Origin of the sequence: Roseicella aerolata, assembly GCF_020523605.1 — a bacterium.
Taxonomy (GTDB): Bacteria; Pseudomonadota; Alphaproteobacteria; order Acetobacterales; family Acetobacteraceae; genus Paracraurococcus; species Paracraurococcus aerolatus.
The window spans coordinates 22,230-42,583 of record NZ_JAJAQI010000009.1 but is presented as its reverse complement, the minus strand read 5'-3'; the positions used below and the strand labels follow the sequence as shown (position 1 = coordinate 42,583).

General features: G+C 70.4%; 19 protein-coding genes. 7 read left to right on the top strand and 12 right to left on the bottom strand.

The window, feature by feature from the left end; genetic code table 11:
• Positions 1-144: 144 nt before the first annotated feature.
• Positions 145-927 carry a class II aldolase/adducin family protein gene (locus LHA35_RS07780; protein WP_226606630.1) on the top strand — a complete coding sequence of 261 codons (783 nt, stop codon included), beginning with the start codon at positions 145-147 and terminating at the stop codon, positions 925-927.
• A gap of 1,083 nt (positions 928-2,010) precedes the next feature.
• The gene (locus LHA35_RS07775) at positions 2,011-2,304 is read left to right on the top strand and encodes a hypothetical protein (protein ID WP_226606627.1); all 294 of its coding nucleotides are present in this window, start codon (positions 2,011-2,013) and stop codon (positions 2,302-2,304) included.
• Positions 2,305-2,474: 170 nt separating this feature from the next.
• Here LHA35_RS07775 and LHA35_RS07770 read toward each other — a convergent pair whose 3' ends face one another.
• Together LHA35_RS07770 and LHA35_RS07765 are read right to left on the bottom strand one after the other, a co-directional pair.
• On the bottom strand, positions 2,475-3,677 hold the full coding sequence (locus tag LHA35_RS07770) for a Zn-dependent hydrolase (protein ID WP_226606625.1): 1,203 nt from the start codon (positions 3,675-3,677) through the stop codon (positions 2,475-2,477).
• A gap of 55 nt (positions 3,678-3,732) precedes the next feature.
• Positions 3,733-4,710 (bottom strand): Bug family tripartite tricarboxylate transporter substrate binding protein, encoded by a 978-nt coding sequence (locus LHA35_RS07765; RefSeq protein WP_226606620.1) that lies wholly within the window; start codon positions 4,708-4,710, stop codon positions 3,733-3,735.
• A gap of 255 nt (positions 4,711-4,965) precedes the next feature.
• Between LHA35_RS07765 and LHA35_RS07760 the strand changes: the two genes are divergently transcribed.
• Positions 4,966-5,712 carry a MarR family winged helix-turn-helix transcriptional regulator gene (locus LHA35_RS07760; RefSeq protein WP_226606617.1) on the top strand — a complete coding sequence of 249 codons (747 nt, stop codon included), beginning with the start codon at positions 4,966-4,968 and terminating at the stop codon, positions 5,710-5,712.
• A 139-nt stretch (positions 5,713-5,851) separates the two neighbouring features.
• Here the strand turns inward: LHA35_RS07760 and LHA35_RS07755 are convergent, their stop codons facing one another.
• The 3 genes from LHA35_RS07755 to LHA35_RS07745 form a co-directional block, all read right to left on the bottom strand.
• Positions 5,852-6,640 carry a cyclase family protein gene (locus LHA35_RS07755; protein WP_226606616.1) on the bottom strand — a complete coding sequence of 263 codons (789 nt, stop codon included), beginning with the start codon at positions 6,638-6,640 and terminating at the stop codon, positions 5,852-5,854.
• A 134-nt stretch (positions 6,641-6,774) separates the two neighbouring features.
• Positions 6,775-9,378, bottom strand: a complete 2,604-nt coding sequence (locus LHA35_RS07750; RefSeq protein WP_226606613.1) for an HWE histidine kinase domain-containing protein — start codon at positions 9,376-9,378, stop codon at positions 6,775-6,777.
• A 240-nt stretch (positions 9,379-9,618) separates the two neighbouring features.
• A complete protein-coding gene (locus tag LHA35_RS07745; RefSeq protein WP_226606610.1) occupies positions 9,619-10,404 on the bottom strand; it encodes an SDR family NAD(P)-dependent oxidoreductase in 786 nt (261 codons plus the stop codon).
• Between the two features lie 169 nt (positions 10,405-10,573).
• On the opposite strand from LHA35_RS07745, the gene LHA35_RS07740 reads away from it, so the two are divergent.
• The gene (locus LHA35_RS07740) at positions 10,574-10,897 is read left to right on the top strand and encodes a 2Fe-2S iron-sulfur cluster-binding protein (protein ID WP_226606608.1); all 324 of its coding nucleotides are present in this window, start codon (positions 10,574-10,576) and stop codon (positions 10,895-10,897) included.
• Positions 10,898-11,093: 196 nt separating this feature from the next.
• On the opposite strand, the gene LHA35_RS07735 is transcribed toward LHA35_RS07740, so the two are convergent.
• Positions 11,094-11,603, bottom strand: a complete 510-nt coding sequence (locus tag LHA35_RS07735; RefSeq protein WP_226606605.1) for a cupin domain-containing protein — start codon at positions 11,601-11,603, stop codon at positions 11,094-11,096.
• 139 nt (positions 11,604-11,742) lie between these two features.
• Here LHA35_RS07735 and LHA35_RS07730 point away from each other — a divergent pair, with 139 nt between their 5' ends.
• Positions 11,743-12,726: a TRAP transporter substrate-binding protein gene (locus LHA35_RS07730; protein WP_226606602.1), complete on the top strand. Its 984-nt coding sequence runs from the start codon at positions 11,743-11,745 to the stop codon at positions 12,724-12,726.
• A gap of 55 nt (positions 12,727-12,781) precedes the next feature.
• On the opposite strand, the gene LHA35_RS07725 is transcribed toward LHA35_RS07730, so the two are convergent.
• From LHA35_RS07725 to LHA35_RS07705, 5 genes are all read right to left on the bottom strand, one after another.
• Positions 12,782-13,744: a dihydrodipicolinate synthase family protein gene (locus LHA35_RS07725; RefSeq protein ID WP_226606598.1), complete on the bottom strand. Its 963-nt coding sequence runs from the start codon at positions 13,742-13,744 to the stop codon at positions 12,782-12,784.
• A 76-nt stretch (positions 13,745-13,820) separates the two neighbouring features.
• Positions 13,821-14,462 carry a thiamine pyrophosphate-dependent enzyme gene (locus LHA35_RS07720; RefSeq protein WP_226606595.1) on the bottom strand — a complete coding sequence of 214 codons (642 nt, stop codon included), beginning with the start codon at positions 14,460-14,462 and terminating at the stop codon, positions 13,821-13,823.
• A gap of 3 nt (positions 14,463-14,465) precedes the next feature.
• Entirely contained in the window at positions 14,466-15,008 is a 543-nt protein-coding gene (locus LHA35_RS07715; RefSeq protein WP_226606592.1) for a thiamine pyrophosphate-binding protein, read from the bottom strand.
• 209 nt (positions 15,009-15,217) lie between these two features.
• Positions 15,218-15,625 carry a VOC family protein gene (locus LHA35_RS07710; RefSeq protein ID WP_226606590.1) on the bottom strand — a complete coding sequence of 136 codons (408 nt, stop codon included), beginning with the start codon at positions 15,623-15,625 and terminating at the stop codon, positions 15,218-15,220.
• Positions 15,626-15,659: 34 nt separating this feature from the next.
• Entirely contained in the window at positions 15,660-16,859 is a 1,200-nt protein-coding gene (locus tag LHA35_RS07705) for an acyl-CoA dehydrogenase family protein (RefSeq protein ID WP_226606587.1), read from the bottom strand.
• Positions 16,860-17,001: 142 nt separating this feature from the next.
• On the opposite strand from LHA35_RS07705, the gene LHA35_RS07700 reads away from it, so the two are divergent.
• A complete protein-coding gene (locus tag LHA35_RS07700; RefSeq protein ID WP_226606584.1) occupies positions 17,002-17,661 on the top strand; it encodes a TetR/AcrR family transcriptional regulator in 660 nt (219 codons plus the stop codon).
• A 160-nt stretch (positions 17,662-17,821) separates the two neighbouring features.
• A complete protein-coding gene (locus LHA35_RS07695; RefSeq protein ID WP_226606582.1) occupies positions 17,822-19,192 on the top strand; it encodes an FAD-containing oxidoreductase in 1,371 nt (456 codons plus the stop codon).
• Positions 19,193-19,204: 12 nt separating this feature from the next.
• On the opposite strand, the gene LHA35_RS07690 is transcribed toward LHA35_RS07695, so the two are convergent.
• Complete coding sequence (locus tag LHA35_RS07690) at positions 19,205-20,215, bottom strand: aldo/keto reductase (protein WP_226606579.1); 1,011 nt, start codon at positions 20,213-20,215, stop codon at positions 19,205-19,207.
• Between the last annotated feature and the right edge of the window lie 139 nt (positions 20,216-20,354).

Sequence of the window (20,354 nt, the reverse complement as noted above, 5' to 3'; positions counted from 1 at the left end):
CGTACTGCAACGGGTTGGTGTTCGATGCTAACGCCAACCCGCCGCGGCTCTTCGCTGTTCGAGCAGATTCATGCATCCGGTCGTTCACGGCCTCCCGCGACCTGCTCTAGCATCCCGGGTGGCCACCAGAAGGGAACGTCCCCCATGCCGCTCGAGACCCATGACGCCCGGGATCTGTCCATCGCCGACCAGCGCTGGCAGGCCCGGATCGACCTCGCCGCCGCGCACCGCCTGGCGGTGATGCACGGCTTCAACGAGGGCATCTTCAACCACTTCACCCTGCGCGTCCCGGGCACCGGCGACCGCTACTACCAGATCCCCTTCGGCCTGCACTGGTCGGAGGTCACCGCCTCCTGCTTCATGGAGGTGGGCTATGACGGCACGCTGCTGGCCGGCGAGGGCCATGTCGAGCGCAGCGCCTATTGCATCCATGCGCCGATGCACCGGCTGCTGCCCAATGCCGCCGCCGTCTTCCACACCCACATGCCCTATGCGAGCGCCCTCGCCCGGCTGGAGGACCCGCAGATCCTGCCGATCGGTCAGACCGAGCTCGGCACCTCCATGAACACCGCCTATGACGACATCTACACCGGCCCAGCCTTCGACCCCGCCGAGGGCGAGCGACTGGCGTCCGTCATCGGCGACAAGACCATCCTGATGATGGCGAACCACGGCATCGCGACGGTCGGCAGGACGGTCGCCGAGGCCTATGACCGGCTCTACTATGCCGAGCGGGTGGCGCAGGTGCAGCTCTACGCCATGTGGACCAACCGGCCGCTGAAGATGCTGCCGAAGGAGGTGGTGGACCACACCATCACCACCTACCGGAAGACCGCGCCGAAATATGGCGACCGCTCCAATGCCGAGTGGCATTTCGAGGCGCTGAAGCGGATCCTCGACCGCAGGGAGCCCGACTACAAGGACTGAGATCGACCGGCGCACGCCCTGGCCTGCGGCCGCCCTTCGGCGGCTGAGGCCGCGACCGGTTCCCATCGACGTTGCTGCGCGACGCCGGTGGGGCCCCGGACCGCGGCCCGTAGCTCATGCCGCGCAGCCAGGCCGCCGCAGACGGCGTCGGCGACGGCAAAAATGCGTCAGTTTCGTCGCCGGCTGGCATGAGCCGCGCGGCACGGGTGTCCGGCGCGTGCCGGGCACCCGTGCCGCCGGCCTCCCGGGATGCGATGGCCGGCCCCCATGGGAGCCGGGGCGCCGCCGCGGCAAGGGCTCCCGCAAGCATTGTGGCGCGACGGTAAGGCCGGCCCCGCCCTGCCACCATGGTCCAGGCGTCGCGGCGCACAGCGCCCGACCAGGTGCTGCCATCCCGACCTGCCGGGATGGGGCGCCAGATGGCGGGCCGCCATTGCCCTGGCACCGACAACCAAAGCGGCCGATCACCCCGTCTCCGCCAGCCCCATCACCTCCCGGCAGGGCTGGCGGCAGGGCTCGCCGCTCCGGGGCTGGCGATGCTCCGGGGCGCGCTCACCGCCCCGACCTTGCCGGACCGCCTGCTCGCAAGATCGGCGATGGAGCTACGGTATTCATGTCGATTTCAGAGCATACCAGGATCCAGCAATGATATCAGGTGCTTGCACAGGAAATCCCGGCCCTGCCCCCAGGCTTGCCCAGAGCGCTGTGGGTAACCTCCAGGGGCCATCTGGCCCCGGCTGGCAGCCCGAGGGTGAATTTCTCCGGGCTGCTGCCGGCCAGGAAAGACGCCAGGTCGATCCGGCTGCCGCAAATGCCGATTCTGCCTGACCTTGGCCGCGCTACGGTGCAGCGACCGGTCCACTCCGCCGTGGCAGACATGCACCTGTCCACTCACGATCCGCGGCGGCAACGACAGAGGCTGGAACGCCTCAGGAACCCGCTTGCCACACAAGGGCTGCGCGCCGCCTTCCCCAGCCTGTCCCCAGGCTTTTCCCGAGCCCTGGGGAAAACCGCGGCGGCGCCCGGCAGGGTCATGTGGGGCTTGCGCGCCATGCCGATGCGCGCCCACAACCGCGCACTGCCATGCCGCGCCGCCGGACCTCCCCGCCCCCCCTCACCCTGTTGCCGCCCGAGGCCAGCCCGGCCCCGGCTGCACCTCGCCTCGCGCTCGGCGGGCCGGGCGGCGTGCGGCTGGTCCTGGAAGCCAAAGATGACGGGGCGGTGGAAGCCGCCGCCGCGGCGCTGAAGGCGCGCTTCGGGGCCCGCTTTGCGATTACCGGCCGCCGGCGCGGGTCCGCCGGGCTGCGGCTGACCGGCAGCCTGCAGGTCAGCACGGACGAGGCACTGGATGCAGGGATGCGGGCGGAGGACGCGTAGCGGCGCGCTCCGGAGGCATCCCTCGGGCAGGCCACCTGCCCCGGCGATCCGCGCCCTCCGCGGGAGCCGATCGCGGAGGGGCGCAGAGGAGCGGAAGCGCGACTCCGCCCAACGGCAAGAACCTGCGGCGGCTGCGGGTTCGGATCCGAACCCGCAGCCGCTCTCGCCCATCAGGTCTTCAGGAAGCCCTCGGCCCCATCGGCCAGAATCCGGCAGCACAGCGCCAGATCCTCCTCCTTGGTGTCCTCCGCCCAGTGGTGGCTGATGCCGCCGATCGAAGGCGTGAAGAGCATCGCCACCGGCATCATCCGTGCGATGTACTGCGCGTCATGCCCGGCCCCGCTCGGCATGCGCTGCCAGGCGCCTGGCGCGTGCTTCGCGGCGGCCGCGTCCAGCGCCGCCATCATCGCCGGGTCGCAGAGCGCGGGCGTCGCCTTACTGACATTCAGCAGCGTCGCGGTCATGCGCTCCCGCCGGTTGCTCTCCTGCACGCAGGCGCGGAGGCACCGCTCCATCCGCTCCAGCACCGGCACTTCCACGTCGCGGAACTGGAAGAGGATGTCGGCCTTGCCGGGGATGATGGAGGGCGCGCCGGGGTCGAGCGCGATGCGTCCCGTCGTCCAGGTGCTGCGCTCGCCGCAGGCCCGCGGCATCTCCTGGTCGAGCATGGCGAGCAGCCGGATCGCGGCGAGGCCGGCATCCCTGCGCTCGGCCATGGTGGTGCCGCCGGCATGGTCCTGCTGGCCCTCGATGAGGATGCGCCACTGCCAGATGGCGACGATGCCGGTCACCACGCCGGCGCGCAGCCCCGCCTTCTCGAGCTGCGTCCCTTGCTCGATATGCATCTCGAAGAAGCCCTTGTGGCGCCCCTTCTCCAGTTGCATGCGGGGCTTGCCGGCGAGGCCGGCGGCGGCCAGCGCTTCCCGCAGCGGCGTGCCGTCGGTGCGGTTGCGGCTGCGGTCGATCTCCTCCTCCGTCAGGTCGCCGATGATGGAGCGGCTGCCGAGGAAGCCGCCCTCGAAATGGCCTTCCTCATCGGCGAAGGCGGCGACATCCACCGGCAACCCGGCGCGGGCGAGGGCGAGGCCGGCGACGACGCCCAGCGCGCCATCCAGCCAGCCGGCATAGTTCTGCGATTCGATGTGGCTGCCCGCCAGCAGTTGCGGGCCCGGCCCCTTGTGCCGGCCATAGACATTGCCGATGCCATCGATCGAGGGCTCCAGTCCCACCTCCGCCATCCGCTCCATCAGCCAGCGGCGGCTCTCCATGTCCTGCGGCGAGTAGGTCGGCCGATGGACGCCCGTCTTGTAGGCGCCGATCTGCCGCAACTCGTTGAGGTCGCGGAGGAAGCGTTCGGCGTCGAGATGCGGCATGGGGAACCCGGACTCTGTTGCGGTGCGGGATGCTGCCCCGACGCGGCGGGACGCGCTACCCCTCGATGGTGATCCGCGCCTCTCGCACCACCCGGCCCCAGCGTTCGCGCTCCGCGGCCAGGTAGTCGGCGAAGCGTGCCGGCCCGAAGCCGAGCGGGCTGAAGCCGTTGCCGCGCAGCGTCTCCAGGATATCGCCGCCCAGCACCTGCTGCACCGCCGCATCAATGCTCGCGGCGATGGCGGGCGGCGTGCCGGGCGCGGCGAGCAGGCCGATCCAGCTATCGGCCACCACCGGCAGGCCAAGCTCGGAGAGCGTCGGCAGGTCCGGCACCAGCGGGAAGCGCTCCGCGCTGGCAACCGCCAGCATGGTCGCGCGGCTGCGCTGCGGGTTGGCGACGGCAACCGGGACAATGCAGCAATCCACCTGATCCGCCGTGACGGCGAGGATGGCCGGCCCGGCCCCGCCATAGGGCACATGGGTCAGTTCGATGCCTGCCGCCTGGCGGATCGACTCGCCGGCCGCGTGGGAGACGGTGGCGACCCCATAGGAGCCGTAGCTGAGAGGCGGCCTGGCGGCGCGGGCCCTGGCCAGGAACTGCGCCGGATCAGCGGTGCCGAGGCCGGGCCGCGCCACCAGCGCCATCACCACCGCGGCGATGCCGGTGACGGGCACGAAGGCCGCCGCGTCGAAGGGCAGCTTCGGGTTGGCGGCGGGCAGCACGGTATGGGTGTCGCCGGTCGCCAGGATCAGCGCATGGCCATCCGCCGGCGCGCCGAGCAGGGCTTGGCTGCCGACCACGCCGCTGCCGCCCGGCCGGTTCTCGATCACCAGCGGCTGGCCGAGCCGGTCGCCGAGACGCTGCGCGATGAGGCGGGCGAGCATGTCGGTGGCGCCGCCCGGCGGGAAAGGCACGATGACCCGCACCGGGCGATTCGGCCGCCAGGCACCGGACTGGGCGAGACCGGGCGCGGGCAGCGCCGTGAGGGCAGCAAGGCCCAGGGCGAAGTGCCGGCGCGTGACGGTCTGGTGCATGCGTTCCCCCGAATTCGGCGCCCTTGCCGGGCCTGCCGGAACGGTGCTGAGGGAACCCGGCCGCGTCAATTCCCCTGCTGTTGGCCCGAGTCGAGCCAAAGGGGCACCGGCGGGTGACGCCCTCGCGGAGGGACGCCGCCGCGCGCGACATCCGATGGCCGGCCCTGAGGCATGTATTGTCACAACTTCGTTATTTGGCGCCACGGTCAGGGTGTCTCGGCACCACCCGGCAGACCATCACGGACACCAATTTTGATGCATAGGAATCTATTTTCTTTGCTATGCGTCGCCGGCAATTCGGCTCAAAATCGCGGCAAATTACGCAGTTGTGTGGTTTTGTTCACTCCGGGCCAACCGGATCTGACCGCCCCGGACAACCTCGATTTCGAACAAAATTCGAAAAACGAACAAATGCGTGAGGTGCGACAGCGACCTCTCGTTCCGCTTGAACAAGCGCGCACTGGATTGGATATGCTCATGGCCATGCAACTCACGAACGTCCAAGGCGCTGGACCCATCGCGCCCCCCATCCATGTTATCCCCGGCGCCGCGTCGCTTGCGGAGCCGTCCTGGCGGGAAGAACTGCCGCCCGCCCTGCTGGCCATGATGATGACGGCCAACCGCATCATGGCGATGGAAGCGGTGCGCGCCGTGCCGGATGGTCGTCTGACTCCGCCACAATTCCGTATTCTCAACTATCTCTATGTCTCGCCGGGTGCGTCCCTCTCGGAAGTTGCATCCTATCTCGGCGTCCGCCTCCCTACCGCCTCGGTCATGCTCGTCAAGCTCGCGGCCGAGGGCTATGTCCTCCGCAGCCGCCATCCGAATTCCCGCCGCCGCATGCAGCTCGTTCTCACCGAGCATGGCCAGGAAGTGACCACGACAGTCCGCTCCGCGCTGTTCAGCCGGCTGCGCGCCGGACTCGACCGGCTGGAGGAGGCTGATCGCGCCGCCATCCAGCAGTCCATGTCGGCGCTGCGCAGCCTCTTCGCGCAGGTCTGAGCGCAGCCAGGCTAGGTCGTGACTTGCAGCGACCGCGCGCGGCCTTGCTGGCCGCCGCGGTGCCAGCGCAGACAGTCTTTCCCTCCAGCCCCGACCGCCTCGGCCCCCGCGCCGGACGGCATTCCACGCATCGGAACGCCTAGTCGTCGATGATCGCCACCGCCCGGGTCCAGCCGGCCGAACCGCGATGCACCTTCACCGGAAAGCAGACCACCTGGAATCCATGGGGCGGCAGTTGCTCCAGATTGTGCAGCTTCTCCAGGTGGGAATAGCCGATCTCCCGCCCCGCCCGGTGCCCTTCCCAGATCAGGGAGGCATCGCCGGTCGCCTGTACCCGCCGGCGCGTATAGCTGAAGGGCGCATCCCAGGACCAGCCATCGGTGCCGACCAGCCGGATGCCGCGCTCCAGCAGCCAGAGCGTCGCCGCCTTGCCCATGCCGCAGCCGGAATCGATGTAGTCGTCCTCGCCGTAGCGCGATCCCGCGCGGGTGTTCACCACGACGATCTCCAGCGGCCTGATCTCGTGGCCGATCCGCTTCAGCTCCGCCTCCACATCGCCGGGCTGCACCACATAGCCATCCTCGAAATGCCGGAAATCGAGCTTCACGCCGGGCTGGTGGCACCATTCCAGCGGCACCTCGTCGATACGCCAGGAGGGCTCGCCACCCGGCGTCAGCCGCTCGTTCATGCGGGAGAAGTAGTGGTAGGGCGCATCCAGATGCGTGCCGTTATGGGTGCTGATGTTCACCCGCTCCACCGCCGCATACTCACCCTCCGGCAGGGCGGAGACCGGCACGCCCATGTAGTCCGCCATCCGCGCGGCGGTCATGTGGTGGTCATGATACTCGATCTGCGGCTCCATCCCCGGCGGGTCGGACCTGATGCCGGCCTTGAGCGGCACCGAGATATCGATGAAGCGTCTTGCCATTGGCGTTCCCTCCTCGTGGGGCGGGATCGGCCGCGGCGCCATGGCAGCGCGCACCGGCGGGCCCCTGCCCGGGCGCCAGCCTGCCGCAGCGCCGCCGCGCTGCCCAGCCGGCGCGCAAACCGTCCCGGCCGCCCTCAGCCCTCCGTCAGCGGCAATCCCAGCATGCGGCAGAGCAGCTGGCAGGCTTCCTCGCCATTGAAGGGCTTGGGCAGCACCGGCATGCCCCGGAAGCGCTGCGGGAGCACGGAAGCGGCATCATAGCCGGTCGCGAAGGCGACCGGCACGCCCCGCTCCACCAGCAGGTCGGCGGCCGGGTAGACCAGCGCCCCATCAAGGTCGATATCCAGCAGCGCCGCGTCGATCCGCTGCTGGCGGATGAGATTGAGCGCCTGACCGAGGCTGGCGGCGGGACCGATGATCTCGACGCCGCTGGCCGAGAGGGCCGCTTCCAGTTCCATCGCGACCAGCAGCGCATCCTCGACCACCAGCACCCGCCGGCCACGCAGCCGGGGGTGGGCCGATGAGGGCCTTTGCGACGGAGCGGGCAGCAGCGACAGCAGCGTCCGGGCATCCACCACCTGCCGCAGCGGCAGTTCCACCCGGCAGCGCAGGCCGGACGGGTCGAAGGCCAGGGTCACCGCCCCGCCGATCTCATAGGCCAGGCCGCGCTCGATCACCGTGGTGCCGAAGCCGCGCCGGCCATCCGCCGGCACGGGCGGCCCGTGCGACTCCACCCATTCGAGCAGCACGCGATCATCCGCCAGCCACCAGGCGATCCGCAGCCGGCCCTCCGGCACGGAGAGCGCGCCGTATTTCGCCGCATTGGTCGTCAGCTCGTGCAGGGCGAGGCAGAGGGCGAGCGCTGCCTTGGGCTTCAGCCGCAATTCCGGGCCGTCCAGCAGGATGCGGTCCGGCGCCCCGCCTGGCGCGCCGCAATGGGCGCGGAGCGCCTCCTCCAGCAGCGCCCGCAGCCCGGCGCCTTCCCAGCGGCTGCGCGCCAGCAGGCTGTGGGCCTGCGCCATGGCCTGCAGCCGCTGGCCGAACTCGCTGACGAATTCGTCGAGCGTGGCGGCTCCGCCCCGGGTGTGCCGGACCAGCGCCTGGATCGTGGCCAATGTGTTCTTCACCCGATGGTCCAGCTCGGCCATCAGGAAATCCTGCCTCTCCTTGGCCTTGGCGCGCTCCCGCGCGACCTCGTCCAGCCGGCGCACGACCACCTCCAGCAGGGAGACGCGAAGCGCCTGCGCCGCCTCGATCTCCACCGGCTTCCACGAATGGGCGCGGCCGCGGACCGTCTCCCGCCAGGCCTCGAAGCTCTTGCGCGGCGTCAGGCGCCCCCCCTCCGGCGTGACCTCGACCGGCTTGTTCGGGTTGCCCGCCCAGTTGACGGTCTGCGGCATCTCCGGCCTGAACCAGATGATGATGTCGCGCGGCTCGCGCGAGACCGGCAGCACGAGCGCGCCGCTCGCCACCTCGGCGAAGGCCCGGGCCGGGGGATAGACCTCCGGCAGGCGGTCCAGCGCGACCACGCCATCCCGCGCGCGCTCGCCGATCCAGGCGGCGAAGGCGCGCACATCGGCCTCCTCCGGCGTGCGGCCGATGGCGGCATAGCGGTCCTCGATCAGCACCGCGGCGCCCTCGCTCTGGATGAGGTCCAGCATGTTGGGCCGGTGGCGGATGAGGCCGAAGGCGGGGTCCGCCTCCTGTGCCATGACCTGCACCAGCGCTTCATGCACCCGGCGCTGCCGGCTGCTGTAGGCGAAATCCTCGGCCTGCTGATGCGTCTCCAACTGCAGGGAGAACATCTGGGCGAAGACCTCAGAGGCCGCGCGCGTGGCGAAGGGCACCGGGCGTGGACTGCGGTGGTGGCAGGAAATCAGGCCCCAGAGCTGCCCGCCCCGGATGAGCGACAGCGACATGGAGGCCGCGACGCCCATATTGGCGAGGTATTCGATGTGCAGCGGCGAGACGCTGCGCAGGCCGCAGAGGCTGAGATCGGGCGGCTGGCCGGTCAGCGGGCTGACCGGCGGCAGGAGCGGCGCCGGCCGGTAGCGAGCATCGGGGATCAGCCGGATCCAGTTCCGCAGGTAGAGCTCCCGCGCCTGGCGGGGAATGTCGGAAGCGGGGTAGTGCAGGCCAAGGAAGGCGTCGATATCGGCGTCGCGTGCCTCGGCGACCACCGCGCCGCTGCCATCCTCGAGGAAGCGATAGATCATCACCCGGTCGAAGCCGGTCAGCCCGCGGAGCTGCTCGGCCGCGACCTGGCAGGCCTCCCGCAGGTTCCGGGCCGTGGCGGCCTGCGCCACCATGGCCTGCACCCGGGGCAGCAGGCTGAGCCGGGTACCCGGCGCCCCGGCCGGCACGGGCTCGATCTCCAGCAGCAGCCCGGCCTCGGTCCGGTGCAGGATGAGGTCGAGCCGGCGGCCATCCGGCAGCACCGCCTCCAGCGCGCCCGGCTGCGGGCTACCCGGTGCAAGCAGACCATGGATCGCGGCCAGCGCCTCGGGCGGCAACAGCGCGTCGAGCGGGCGCCCTGCCACCCCGCCCTCCTCCCAGCCGAGCAGGCGCTGCGCATCCCCGGCCGCCTGCAGCACGGCGAGGCTGCCTGGCGCGAGGATGAGGAGCAGGCCATGCGGCTGGATCGAGCCGGGGATGTGGATCGGTTCCCGGTCGCAATTCGTCAGATCCACCTGGCCGAAGCCGGGTGCCTCAGCTTCGGGCGCCGTACCGCCGCTCATCTGGCCGTCCCATCTCCCATGGATGGCATGGCCGTCGGGAACCGGCCGGGGGTGGTCGCGGTGGGTTCCGGCAGCGTCGCAAGCAGGCCGAAGAAGGCCATGGGCGTCTCCCTGGGCGCGGCCCGGCGGTGCTTGCCTTGCCGGTGCCGGCCCGAACTCTATCGATCCATCTTAGCTTCCAAAAATATCACGAAGCATCATCCGGGGCGACTCAGCCCGCCCGGGTCTCCCGGCGCGCGATCAGTACAGGGCATAGCCACCATCGATCACCAGCGTATCGCCCGTATGGAAGGCGGAGGCATTGCTCATCAGGTAGACGGCGATGCCGCCGAAATCGGCGCCGGTGCCCCAGCGCCGCATCGGCACCCGCGGCAGGACGTTGCCGGCGAATTTCGGATCGTGCGTCGCCCGCGCCGTCATGTCGGTCTCGATCCAGCCGGGCAGGATGGCATTGGCGCGCACGCCATGGCGGGCGAGTTCGACCGCCAGCGCCCGGATCATGGAGACCATGCCGCCCTTGGAGGCGCCGTAATGCTCGTTGCGCGCCGCCCCCTCAATGGCGGCGAGCGAGGCGGTGCCGACCAGCACGCCGCCCTTGTCGCCGGACTCGGCCCGCTCCTTCATGTGGCGCGCCGCGGCGCGGAAGGTGAGGAAGGCGCCGCGCAGGTTCACGTCCAGCACGCGGTCCCACTCCGCCACGGTGCGCTCGACGAAGGGTCCGCTGCGGCCGCCCGAGATGCCGGCATTGGCGAAGCAGCCATCCACCCGGCCGAGGACCCGCAGCGTCTCCGCGAAGGCGGCCTCCACCTCCGCCTCCTCGGCGACGTTGCAGCGCAGCGCGAGGACGCGGCGGCCGGTGGCCTCCAGTTGCGCCTGCGCCGCCTGGTTCTTCGCCTCGTTGGTGCCCCAGATGGCGATGTCCGCCCCTGCCTCCGCCATGGCCTGCGCCATGCCGAAGCCGATGCCGCCATTGCCGCCGGTGACCAGCGCCACCTTTCCCGTCAGGTCGAATGCCGCGTAGGGCATGCGCATCCCCTTCCCTTTCCGTGCGGCGCGCAGCCTGCACCCGCCCGGCTTGCGCCGGAAGCCCGGCTGCGCGAGAGGGGCGGCGGGACGGGATGCAGGCCGGGCCGGCGCCGACAGGCCGGACCGCCCTCCGCCCGGCCGGGCGCAGGATCGCGCAGGAGAACAGGGAATGCCCCGGATCACCTTCATCCAGCCGGATGGCAGCCGCACCGTGCTGGAGGCCGGCGAGGACCCGACCGTCATGCATGTCGGCGTGCGCCACAATGTCGCGCGCCTGCCGGCCGATTGCGGCGGCCAGCTCGCCTGCGCGAGTTGTATGGTGGATGTCGCCCCTGCCTGGATCGAGTGCGTGGGGGAACCGGGCCCCGACGAGGGCGACATGATCGAGGATGCGCTGGGCTCGCGGCCGGTCGGGCGGCGGCTCTCCTGCCAGATCCAGGTCAGCGAGGCGCTGGATGGACTCGAGGTGCTGGTGCCGGAACGGCAGGGCTGAGCCGGAGCACCCCTGACCGCCCGGTGCGTCCCCAGAGGAGGTCCGCTTCCGCCTCTGCGGCAACACCGCAGGTGGCGGGCCGACAATCCGGGGATCGCTCCAGCCGCGCCCGCCCCTGACCCTGTCCCGGCTCGGCCCGGCTCCGCTTCGCTCCCTCGCCCCGGGCCGGTGCCGACCGGCGGGGATCTGCCGCGCCTCAGCCCTTCGCCGGCAGCGTTCCGAACACCGTCTCCGCCTCGATCTGCAGGACATTCTCCGGCCGCGGGAAGGGTGCCGGCGGCGTCTCGCCCTCCGCGCGCGGGCGGCCGATGCGGGCGAAGAAGGTCTCCAGCCCGCCGGGCATGATGCACCAGATGAAGGTCAGCGGCCCGCGGCCGGTGTTGTGGAAGGAATGCGCCCGGTTGCGCGGGAAGAAGAAGCAGCTGTTCCGGCGCATGGGGTGCACCTGGCCCTCGATATGCGCCTCGCCCTCCCCCTCGGTCACGAAGATGATCTCCTCATTCGCATCATGCAGGTGTTCCCGCACATGGCACCCCGGATCGACCGTCTGGGTGCCGAAGGCGAAGGGCGTCTCGGAGCCGGTGGCGGCCTGGTCCAGCAGGCAGCGGACGAAGCCATTGGCCGGCACCGGCTGCCAAAAGCTGCGGGCTTCCTCCGGCTGCTGGATGACCAGGCGGGCGGGGCTGGGCGGGGCGGTGTCGGGCATAGGCATCTCTCCGGCGGGGGTGGGATGTTCGGGCCCGGAGGGCGGATGCCGCAAGCCTTGCGATGGCGCGCCGGACATGGAACGCTTCGCAGAAAGAAACGCCGGGTGACACGCCTTCCTTGCTGGGAGAGCTCACGGAATGTCGCGCTGGAACGCCTGGGCGAAGGCCCTGGGAATTGCCCTCATGCTGGCCGCCACGCCGGCCGCCGCGCAGACGCGCTGGGTGATGGCCACCCCCTATGCCGAGAATTTCCACACCCTGAACATCCGCCAGTTCATTTCCGATGTGGAGCGCGCGACGGATGGCAGGCTGACCATCCAGTTGCACAACAACGCCTCCCTGCTGCCCATGGCGCAGATCAAGCGGGGCGTCCAAACGGGCCAGGTGCAACTGGGAGAAATCCTGCTCTCGGCCTATGCCAATGAGGACCCCTTCTTCGAGGTGGACGGCGTCCCCTTCCTCGCCTGGACCTGGCCGCAGGCCGAGGCGCTGCAGGCCGCGACCGAGCCCTTCATCCGCACCCGGCTGGAGCGGCAGGGCCTGACCCTGCTCTACATGGTCCACTGGGACGCGCAGGGCTTCTACACCAAGACCGAGCTGAAGAGCGTGCAGGACCTGAAGGGCACCCGTTTCCGCGCCTACAACAATGTCACGGCGCGGATGGCGGAGCTGATGGGTGCGACGCCGGTGACGGTGCAGGCGGCCGAGGTGGCGCAGGCCTTCGCCACCAACGTGATCCAGTCCATGTTCACCTCGGCCCAGACCGGCGTGAACGTCACCGCCTGGGACTTCACGCGCTACTGGTACAATGTGGGCGGGATGCGGACGCGTAACGCGGTCTTCGCCAATACCCGTGCGCTGCAGGCGCTGGATGCGCCGACCCGCGCCGCGCTCTTGGCCGCCGCCACCACCGCCGCGACGCGTGGGAAGGAGATGGCGAAGCAGGCGGAGGTCGCCCAGGCCGAGCGGCTGCGCAGCCAGGGCATGCAGCTGCCCCAGCCTTCCGAGCAACTGATGGCGGAGCTGAAGGCGATCGGCGAGACCCAGACGGCCGAGTGGGTGCAGCGGGCCGGGCCGGAAGGCGCACAGATGCTGGAGTGGTACCGGGCGGCTCTGAAGTAGGGAAAAAGCCGGGGGAAGGCACTTCCCCCGGTCTCCCTCGTTTTCTGCCAGTTTGCTATTCGGCCGCGAGGCGCCTGCGGTCCAGCAGCCCGGCCTCCGACAGAGCCGCCGCGATGCGGCGGATCTCCCGCTCCTCGATCTTCTTGAGCGGCGGACGCACCACGGCGCGCGGCAGCTTGCCCAGCAGCACCAGCGCCTCCTTCATGCGGTTGTGCATGTCGAAGAAGGGTTCGGCATAGAAGGCCTGCGCGGTCGGGCGGATGCGGTCGTTCAGCGCCTGCGCCGACGCCATGTCGCCGCGCTGCACCGCCTCGAACAGCCGCGCCTGCAGATCGGCGATGACACTGCCCGAGCCGGAGAGCAGCCCGGCGGCGCCGGTCACCAGGGAGGCAAAGAGCCAGGCGCTGTGGGTGGAGAGAACATGCACAGGGCGAGGCAGCCCGTGCAGCACCTGGATGTGCCGCTCGGCGAGCGCCGGGTCGTTGCACCAGTCCTTGATGGCACGGAAGGTCGGGATCTCCTCGGCCAGTTGTACCAATGTCTCCAGCGGATAGGTCAGGCCGGTGACGGCCGGATACTGGAAGATGATCAGCGGCAGGTCGACCGCCGCCGCGATGTGCCGCACATGGTCTGCCAGGCAGTCCGGCCGCGCCGCATGGCCGCGCGCCAGCACGCCGGGCGGGAAGACCAGCAGCGCGGAGGCGCCGCCCGCCGCCGCTCGCTTTGCCAGCCGCACCGCCTGCAGGGTGCCATCGGCATAGACGCCGTTCACCACGGGCAGGCGGCCGCCCAACTCCTCCAGCGTGATCTCCAAAACGCGGTCCTGCTCCTCCGGATCGCAGGAGGCGACCTCGGAGGCATGGGCGTTGGTTGTGATGGCGGTGACGCCGCGCACCCCACCGACATCGCGCAGATGCGCGCGGTAGGAGGCCTCGTCGATCGAGAGGTCGTCCTGGAAAGGCAGCAGCACCGCGGGGATGACGCCGCGGGGTTCGAAGCCGGGGAAGCGGGCAGGCATGCGATGCGTCTCCTCCTGTGCCATGCGTCCTTCTGGACGCAGCCTTGTCACACGCCGCCGCCGCGGGGCGCCGGTCCTACCCCGGCAGCTTGCTCTTCTTCACCCCCAGCCCACGCATGAAGCGGTCGCGGATCTGCGGCGGGTCCCGCTCGGTCTGCGCGGCCGGTCCCTGGTCATCCAGCTTCAGGCCGATGACATGCGGGCCGTCGGTGCTCAGGCAGCGATCCACCAGCCGTTCGAAATCTTCCTCATCCGCCGCCCAGGCGGCATTCGGCAGGCCGCAGGCGCGCGCGATGGCCACATAGTCGGCGCCGCCCGCTGCCGGTGTCGCCTGGCCGCCGGTGATCTGGTAGCTGCCATTGTCCAAAATGAGGATGGCAAGGTTCGCCGGCTTCAGCGTGGCGACGGTGGTGAGGCAGCCGAGTTGCATCAGCAGCGACCCGTCGCCCTCCAGCGCGAAGACCTTCCGCTGCGGCTGGGCCAGCGCGACGCCGAGCGCGATCGGCACCGCCAGTCCCATGCTGCCGAGCATGTAGAAATTCTGCGGCCGGTGCTCGGCGGCCCAGAGGTCGAAATTGCTGTGGCCGATGCCGCCGATGACGGCTTCCTCATTCCGCAGGCGGGCGACCAGCCGCTTCGTGCAGTCGAAGCGGTACAGGCGCTTGGCGTTGTGCGCTTCGCGCGCACGGGCATTCTCCTGGCCGGTTGTCGGCGTCATGGCTCAGCGACCCTCCGCCCCTTGGGGCTTCACCGGCGCGGCCTTCCCGCCGGTCAGCAGCGGCGAGAGGATCAGCGTCGCCGGCTGCTGCGTCATCAGCGCCTGCCTGATGGTACGATCCACGATGAACTCGCATTCGTCGAGGCGGGTGATCACATGGTGCTCCATCGCCAGCGCCTCCAGCGTGGGGCGCATGGTCCGCCAGACCGCCGCCTGGCCCAGGTTGAACTCGCCGAGCGTGCCGCGCTCGCTCACCATCATCAGCACCGGAATCTGGAAGGCGCAGGGCAGGCTGGCCAGCACATTGGCCAGGGTGGCGAAGCCGCTGGTCTGCATCAGCACCATGCCGCGCATCCCCGCCATCGCCGCGCCGGCGACGATGCCGACCGCCTCCTCCTCCCGCGCCGTGGTGAAGGCGGTGAAGAAGGGATCGGCATGGATGGCGGCGATCAGCGGCTTCAGGACATTGTCCGGCACATAGGGAATGAGGCGCACCTCGTTCGCCTTCAGCACCTCCACCACGATCTCATGCCAGGCCTGGCCCATGCGCGTCTTCCCGTCGCTCCGAGGCGATCTTCGCCTGCCGGATGACATCGCGCCAGAGGGGGACCACCCGCGCCAGACGGGCCCTCCGCCCCCGCGCTCCCTCGCCCACCACCGCCGTGGCGGGCCGGCTCGGCCGCATGGCCGCATCGGCCCGCCGGAGGGGCCCGATGACCGGATCCACGCGGCCGGCGGCGCGGGCGCGCCCCCGCTCAGGTGGCGGCCGGCGTCTCGCTCGGCGGGTAGTTCAACTCCACCGCGACCCCATCGGGATCGAAGAGGAAGAGCTGCGTCTGCCGGTCGCGCGGGATCACCCGCTCCTCGTACTTGACGCCGCGCTGCTTCAGGCGCTGCTTCATCTCGGCAAGGCCCGAGCAGGTGAAGGCGATATGGTCCAGCAGGCCGGTCGGCCCGGCCTCCCGCTGCGGCGGATGGCCGTCATCGCCGCGCGGGCCGATCAGGTGCACCGTCGGGTTGTCGCCGACATAGAGCCAGTAGCCCGGGAAGCTCAGCGGCGGCCGGTAGCCGACGCGCAGGCCGAGCACGTCCTCGTAGAAGCTCTTCGTCCGTTCCAGATCCACGGATCGGATGGTGTAGTGGTTCAGGCCTTCCAGCGGCATGGGACGCTTCCTCGCTTTCCGTTTTCATCGGGTCTCAGAAGAACCGCCCGGACGGGTTCATTCCGAGGAAATGCTGGCCGCACATCTCCAGATGCATGGTCCGCCCCTGCACCTGCTGGGCGGAGGCATGGATGTCACGCATGCGGCGCTCGAAGGGCCCACCGGTCATGATCGCGCCTGCCCCGGCCTCGTGATAGGCCCATTCGGCGACCTCCTTGGCGCGGTGGATCGCCGAGGTGGTGGCGAGGCGGACCATCGCGCGCTCCTGCATGGTGATGTGGCCGCGCGTGCGGGCGACCTCCCAGGCCTCGTCCAGCACCTCCACCAGCCAGGCGCCAGCCGAGCGGAGCTTCGCCTCGCAGGTGGCAATGCCGTTCTGGATCACCTCGCTCTCGCGCAGCGGCCGGGTGGTCGCGGCCGCCGTCTTCGTCTTCGCCATCTCCGTGAAGGCATCCAGCATGCCGCGGGCGAGCCCCATGGAGACACCGGCGAAGCCGGACGCATAGAGGTTGGTGGTGGTGAATTTGTACAGCGGGGAGTCGATCCGCCGCTCCTCGTCGCTGTCGCGGCAGACGCTGTGCTCCTCCGGCACGAAGAGGTCGTCATAGGTATAGGTGTCGCTGTTGGTGCCGCGCAGACCGACGACATCCCAGACATCGTGGAAGCGCACCTTCTCCCGCCGCACCATCATGGTGCGCTCGGCCTGGCTGCCGTCCGGGTTCTTGCGGATGGATCCGTCGGGCTCGACGATCTTGCAGTGGCCGCCCATCCAGTTGGCATGCCGGTTGCCGCTGGCGAAGCCCCAGGTGCCGCTGACGCGGTAGCCACCGGGCACCACCCTGGCGGTGCCGGTGCCGAAGCCCCAGGCGACGACCGCGCGCGGCTCGCCCCAGATCTCCCAGGCCGCCTCGGGTGCCATATAGGCGGCGGCGAAGGAGCAGCCGGAAGCCTGGCAGAGGCACCAGCCGGTGGACCCGTCCGCGGCGGAGATGACCTCCTGCATCCGGAAGAAGGTGGAGGGCTTCACCTCCTCGCCATCATAGGCGCGCGGCAGCAGGGTACGGAACAGGGCGTTGCCGTGCAGCGCGTCCAGCACCTCGGGCGTCAGGGCCTTCCCGGCCTCGATCCGGGCGCTGTCCCGCTCGATCAGGCCGGCGATGGATTTCACCCGGGCGACCGGATCGGCCCGGCTGCGCATCGGCGTCACCCCATCCCTCTCCAGCGCTGCGCTCATCCCCGCCTCCCCGCCTTGTTGGTCTTTGCCGTGTTCGGTCGCCCGACCAAATCTCGACGGGAGGCCCCGTCCGTGTCAAGGAGAGGCTGCCGCGCTATAGGAATGGGCGGGAATGCGCCAGGACGGGGTGGACGGATAGAGGATGACGGTGACCGAGAAGACCAGGCCGGCGGCGACCGAACCCGTCGCCAGCGTGCGCAACCGTATCCTGGACGTGGCGCAGGAGTTGTTCTCAGAACTCGGCTATTCCGCGGCCTCCACCCGGGCGATCGCCCAGGCGGCGGGGGTCAACCTGGCCCAGTTGCACTACCACTTCGGCGCCAAGCGGGACCTGTTCAAGGCAGCCTATCTGCGCGGCGCGGTGCAGGTCACGGAAGCCCGAAGCAAGGCGCTGGCCGAAGCCCGCACGGCGCATGCCGAAGGCCCGATCCCGCTCGAGGTGCTGGTCCGCAGCTTCGTCACGCCCTTCATGCTGGCCGGCAACACGCCCGCAGGCCGGGCCACCATGCGCATGCATGCCCGCCTGCACACCGAGCCGGACGACATCTCGAAGGAGGTGCTCAGCACCGTCTATGACGAAACCACGCTGGCCTATGTGACCGAGTTCCAGAAGGTGCTGCCGCATATCAGCCACGAGACGCTGTGCTGGCGGCTCTATTTCATGATGGGGGCCTATCGCTACACGCTCCTGCGGACCGGGCGGCTGGAGGCGATGTCCGGCGGCGCCTGCGACAGCGGTGATTTCGACCGGGCGGTGGCGGAAATCGTGCCCTTCCTCTGCGCCGGCCTCTCGGCGCCCTGAGCGGCCAGGCGCTGCCTGCACCGCTCAAGACCCTTTGTTGTCGCGCGGAGGCGGCACTCCGGGCCTTTCCGGTCGCAGGCCCCTGCGCTGACGCCGGCGTGTGCAACGCGCCCCGCCCGGGACGCTAAGGTCCCGGCCCTGACCAGGGTAGGAGGCGGCGATGGCGAATTTCGACGCGATCGTGATCGGGGCCGGCCAGGCCGGGCCCTCCCTCGCCTTCCGCCTCGCCGCGACAGGGCGGCGCGTGGCGCTGGCGGAGCGCAGCGCGGTCGGCGGCACCTGCGTGAACACCGGCTGCACGCCGACCAAGACCCTGGTCGCCAGCGCGCGCCTGGCCCAGCTCGCACGCCGGGCAGCGGAATACGGCATTGAACTGCCGGGGCCGGTCGGCATCGACTGGCCGCGGGTGAAGGCACGGATGGATGCGGTGGTCGCCCGTTCCCGCGACGGGCTGACCAGGGCGCTGGAGGAGGCGGAGAACATCACCTTCCTCCGCGGCCATGCCCGCTTCACCGGCCCGCATGCGATGGAGGTGAACGGCCAGCCGCTCCGGGCGCCCTGGATATTCCTCGATGTTGGCGGTCGCGCCGCGGCGCCGCCCATCCCGGGGCTGGAGACGGTGCCCTGGCTGACCAACACCACGCTGCTGCAGCTCGAGACCATGCCGCGGCACCTGGCCATCCTCGGCGGCAGCTATATCGGGCTGGAATTCGCCCAGGTCTTCCGCCGGCTCGGTGCCGAGGTCACCGTGCTGGAGGTGGCACCAAGGCTGATCCCGCGCGAGGATGAGGAGGTCTCGGCCACCATCCGCGACATGCTGGAGGCGGAGGGAATCGCCTTCCACCTCGGCGCCAAGGGCCTCTCGGTCGCGCCAGCGCCGGAGGGTGTCGCGCTGCGGCTGGAGGGCGCCCCGAAAATCCACGCCTCCCACCTGCTGCTGGCGACGGGCCGCCGGCCGAACACCGACTCGCTCGGGCTGGAGGCAGCCGGCATCGCCCGCGACGCGCGCGGCTTCATCACCGTGGACGACGAATTGCAGACCAGCGTCCCGGGCATCTGGGCCCTGGGCGAATGCAATGGCCGCGGTGCCTTCACCCATACGGCCTACAACGATTACGAGATCGTGGCGGCCAACCTGCTGGATGGCGAGGCGCGCCGGGTGACGGACCGCCTGCCCTGCTACGCCCTCTTCACCGACCCGCCACTCGGGCGCGTGGGGATGACGGAGCGGGAGGCGCGCGAGGCCGGGCACGAGGTTCTGGTCGGCACGCGGCCGATGACGCGCGTCAGCCGCGCGGTGGAGAAGGGCGAGACCACCGGCTTCATGAAGGTAATGGTGGATGCCGAAAGCAAGCGCATCCTCGGCGCCGCCATCCTCGGGACGGATGGCGACGAGGCGGTGCACGCCCTGCTGGACGTCATGCAGGCGAAGCTTCCCTACACGGCGCTGCAGCGCACGGTGCACATCCACCCGACGGTGTCGGAGCTGATCCCGACCCTCCTGGGCGAGCTGAAGCCCGCCAGACCCTGACCGCCGGCGCCGTCAGCCGGTGGCGGGGATGCGGCCCTCGATCGGGTACTGAGGGTCGTTGTAGCCGGGCGTGGAAGGGTGGCCGGGCGCGACCAGCCCATCGATCAGCGCCTCATCCTCCGCGGTGAAGCGGTAGGCGAGCGCGGCCAGGTAGTCCTCCAGATGCGCCTCGGTCCGCGGGCCGAGGATGCAGCCGGTGACGAGGCGGTTGTTCAGCACCCAGTTGATGGCCAGGTGCGCCGGCGAGGCGCCCTTCGCCGCCGCGTGGTCGCGGATGCGCTGCGCGATCTCCAGCGATTCCGGGCGCAGTTCCGTCTCCAGGATGCGGCGGTCCTGGCGGGCGGCGCGGCTGCCGGGCTCCGGCGCCTCGCCCGGGCGGTACTTCGCCGTCAGCACGCCACGGGCGAGCGGCGAATAGGGGAAGATGCCGAGGCCATAATGCGCGGCGGCCGGGATCTGCTCGACCTCCGGCTGGCGGTTCAAGGCGTTGTAGTAGGGCTGCGAGACCACCGGCCGGTCGATGCCCAGATCGTCGCAGAGGCGGCAAATCTCGGCGATCCGCCAGGAGCGGTAGTTGGAGACGCCGAAATGGCGGATCTTGCCGGCCCGCACCAGGTCGCCGATGGCGCGCACTGTGATGTCCAGCGGCGTCGCGTGGTCTTCCTTGTGCAGGTAGAGGATGTCGATGACGTCGGTGCCCAGCCGCTTCAGGCAGGCCTCGGTGCCCTGCATCACCCATGTGCGGGAGAGGCCGCCCTCATTCGGCCCCTTCCCCACACGGTTAGCGATCTTGGTCGCCAGTACCCAGGCATGCCGGTTGCCGGCGATGGCTTGGCCGACCACCTCCTCGCTCCTGCCACCGTTATAGGCATCGGCGGTGTCGAGGAAGTTGATCCCGGCCTCGGCGGCGCGGGCGATCAGGCGGGCGCTGGCCGAGGCGTCGGTCGGGCCGCCGAACATCATGGTGCCGAGGCAGAGCCGGCTGACCGACAGGCCGCTGCGGCCGAGCGTGCGGTATTCCATGGGCGCATCCCCTTCCCTTGGCGGCCGGCGCATCGGCAGGGGGTGCCGATCGCCGCGCCCGCGACGGAGCCCGTGTCACCACGGGAAAGGCCGTGGTCAAGCCCGCTCAGGGAGGGCGGCGCGGCCGGCTGCCACCCGG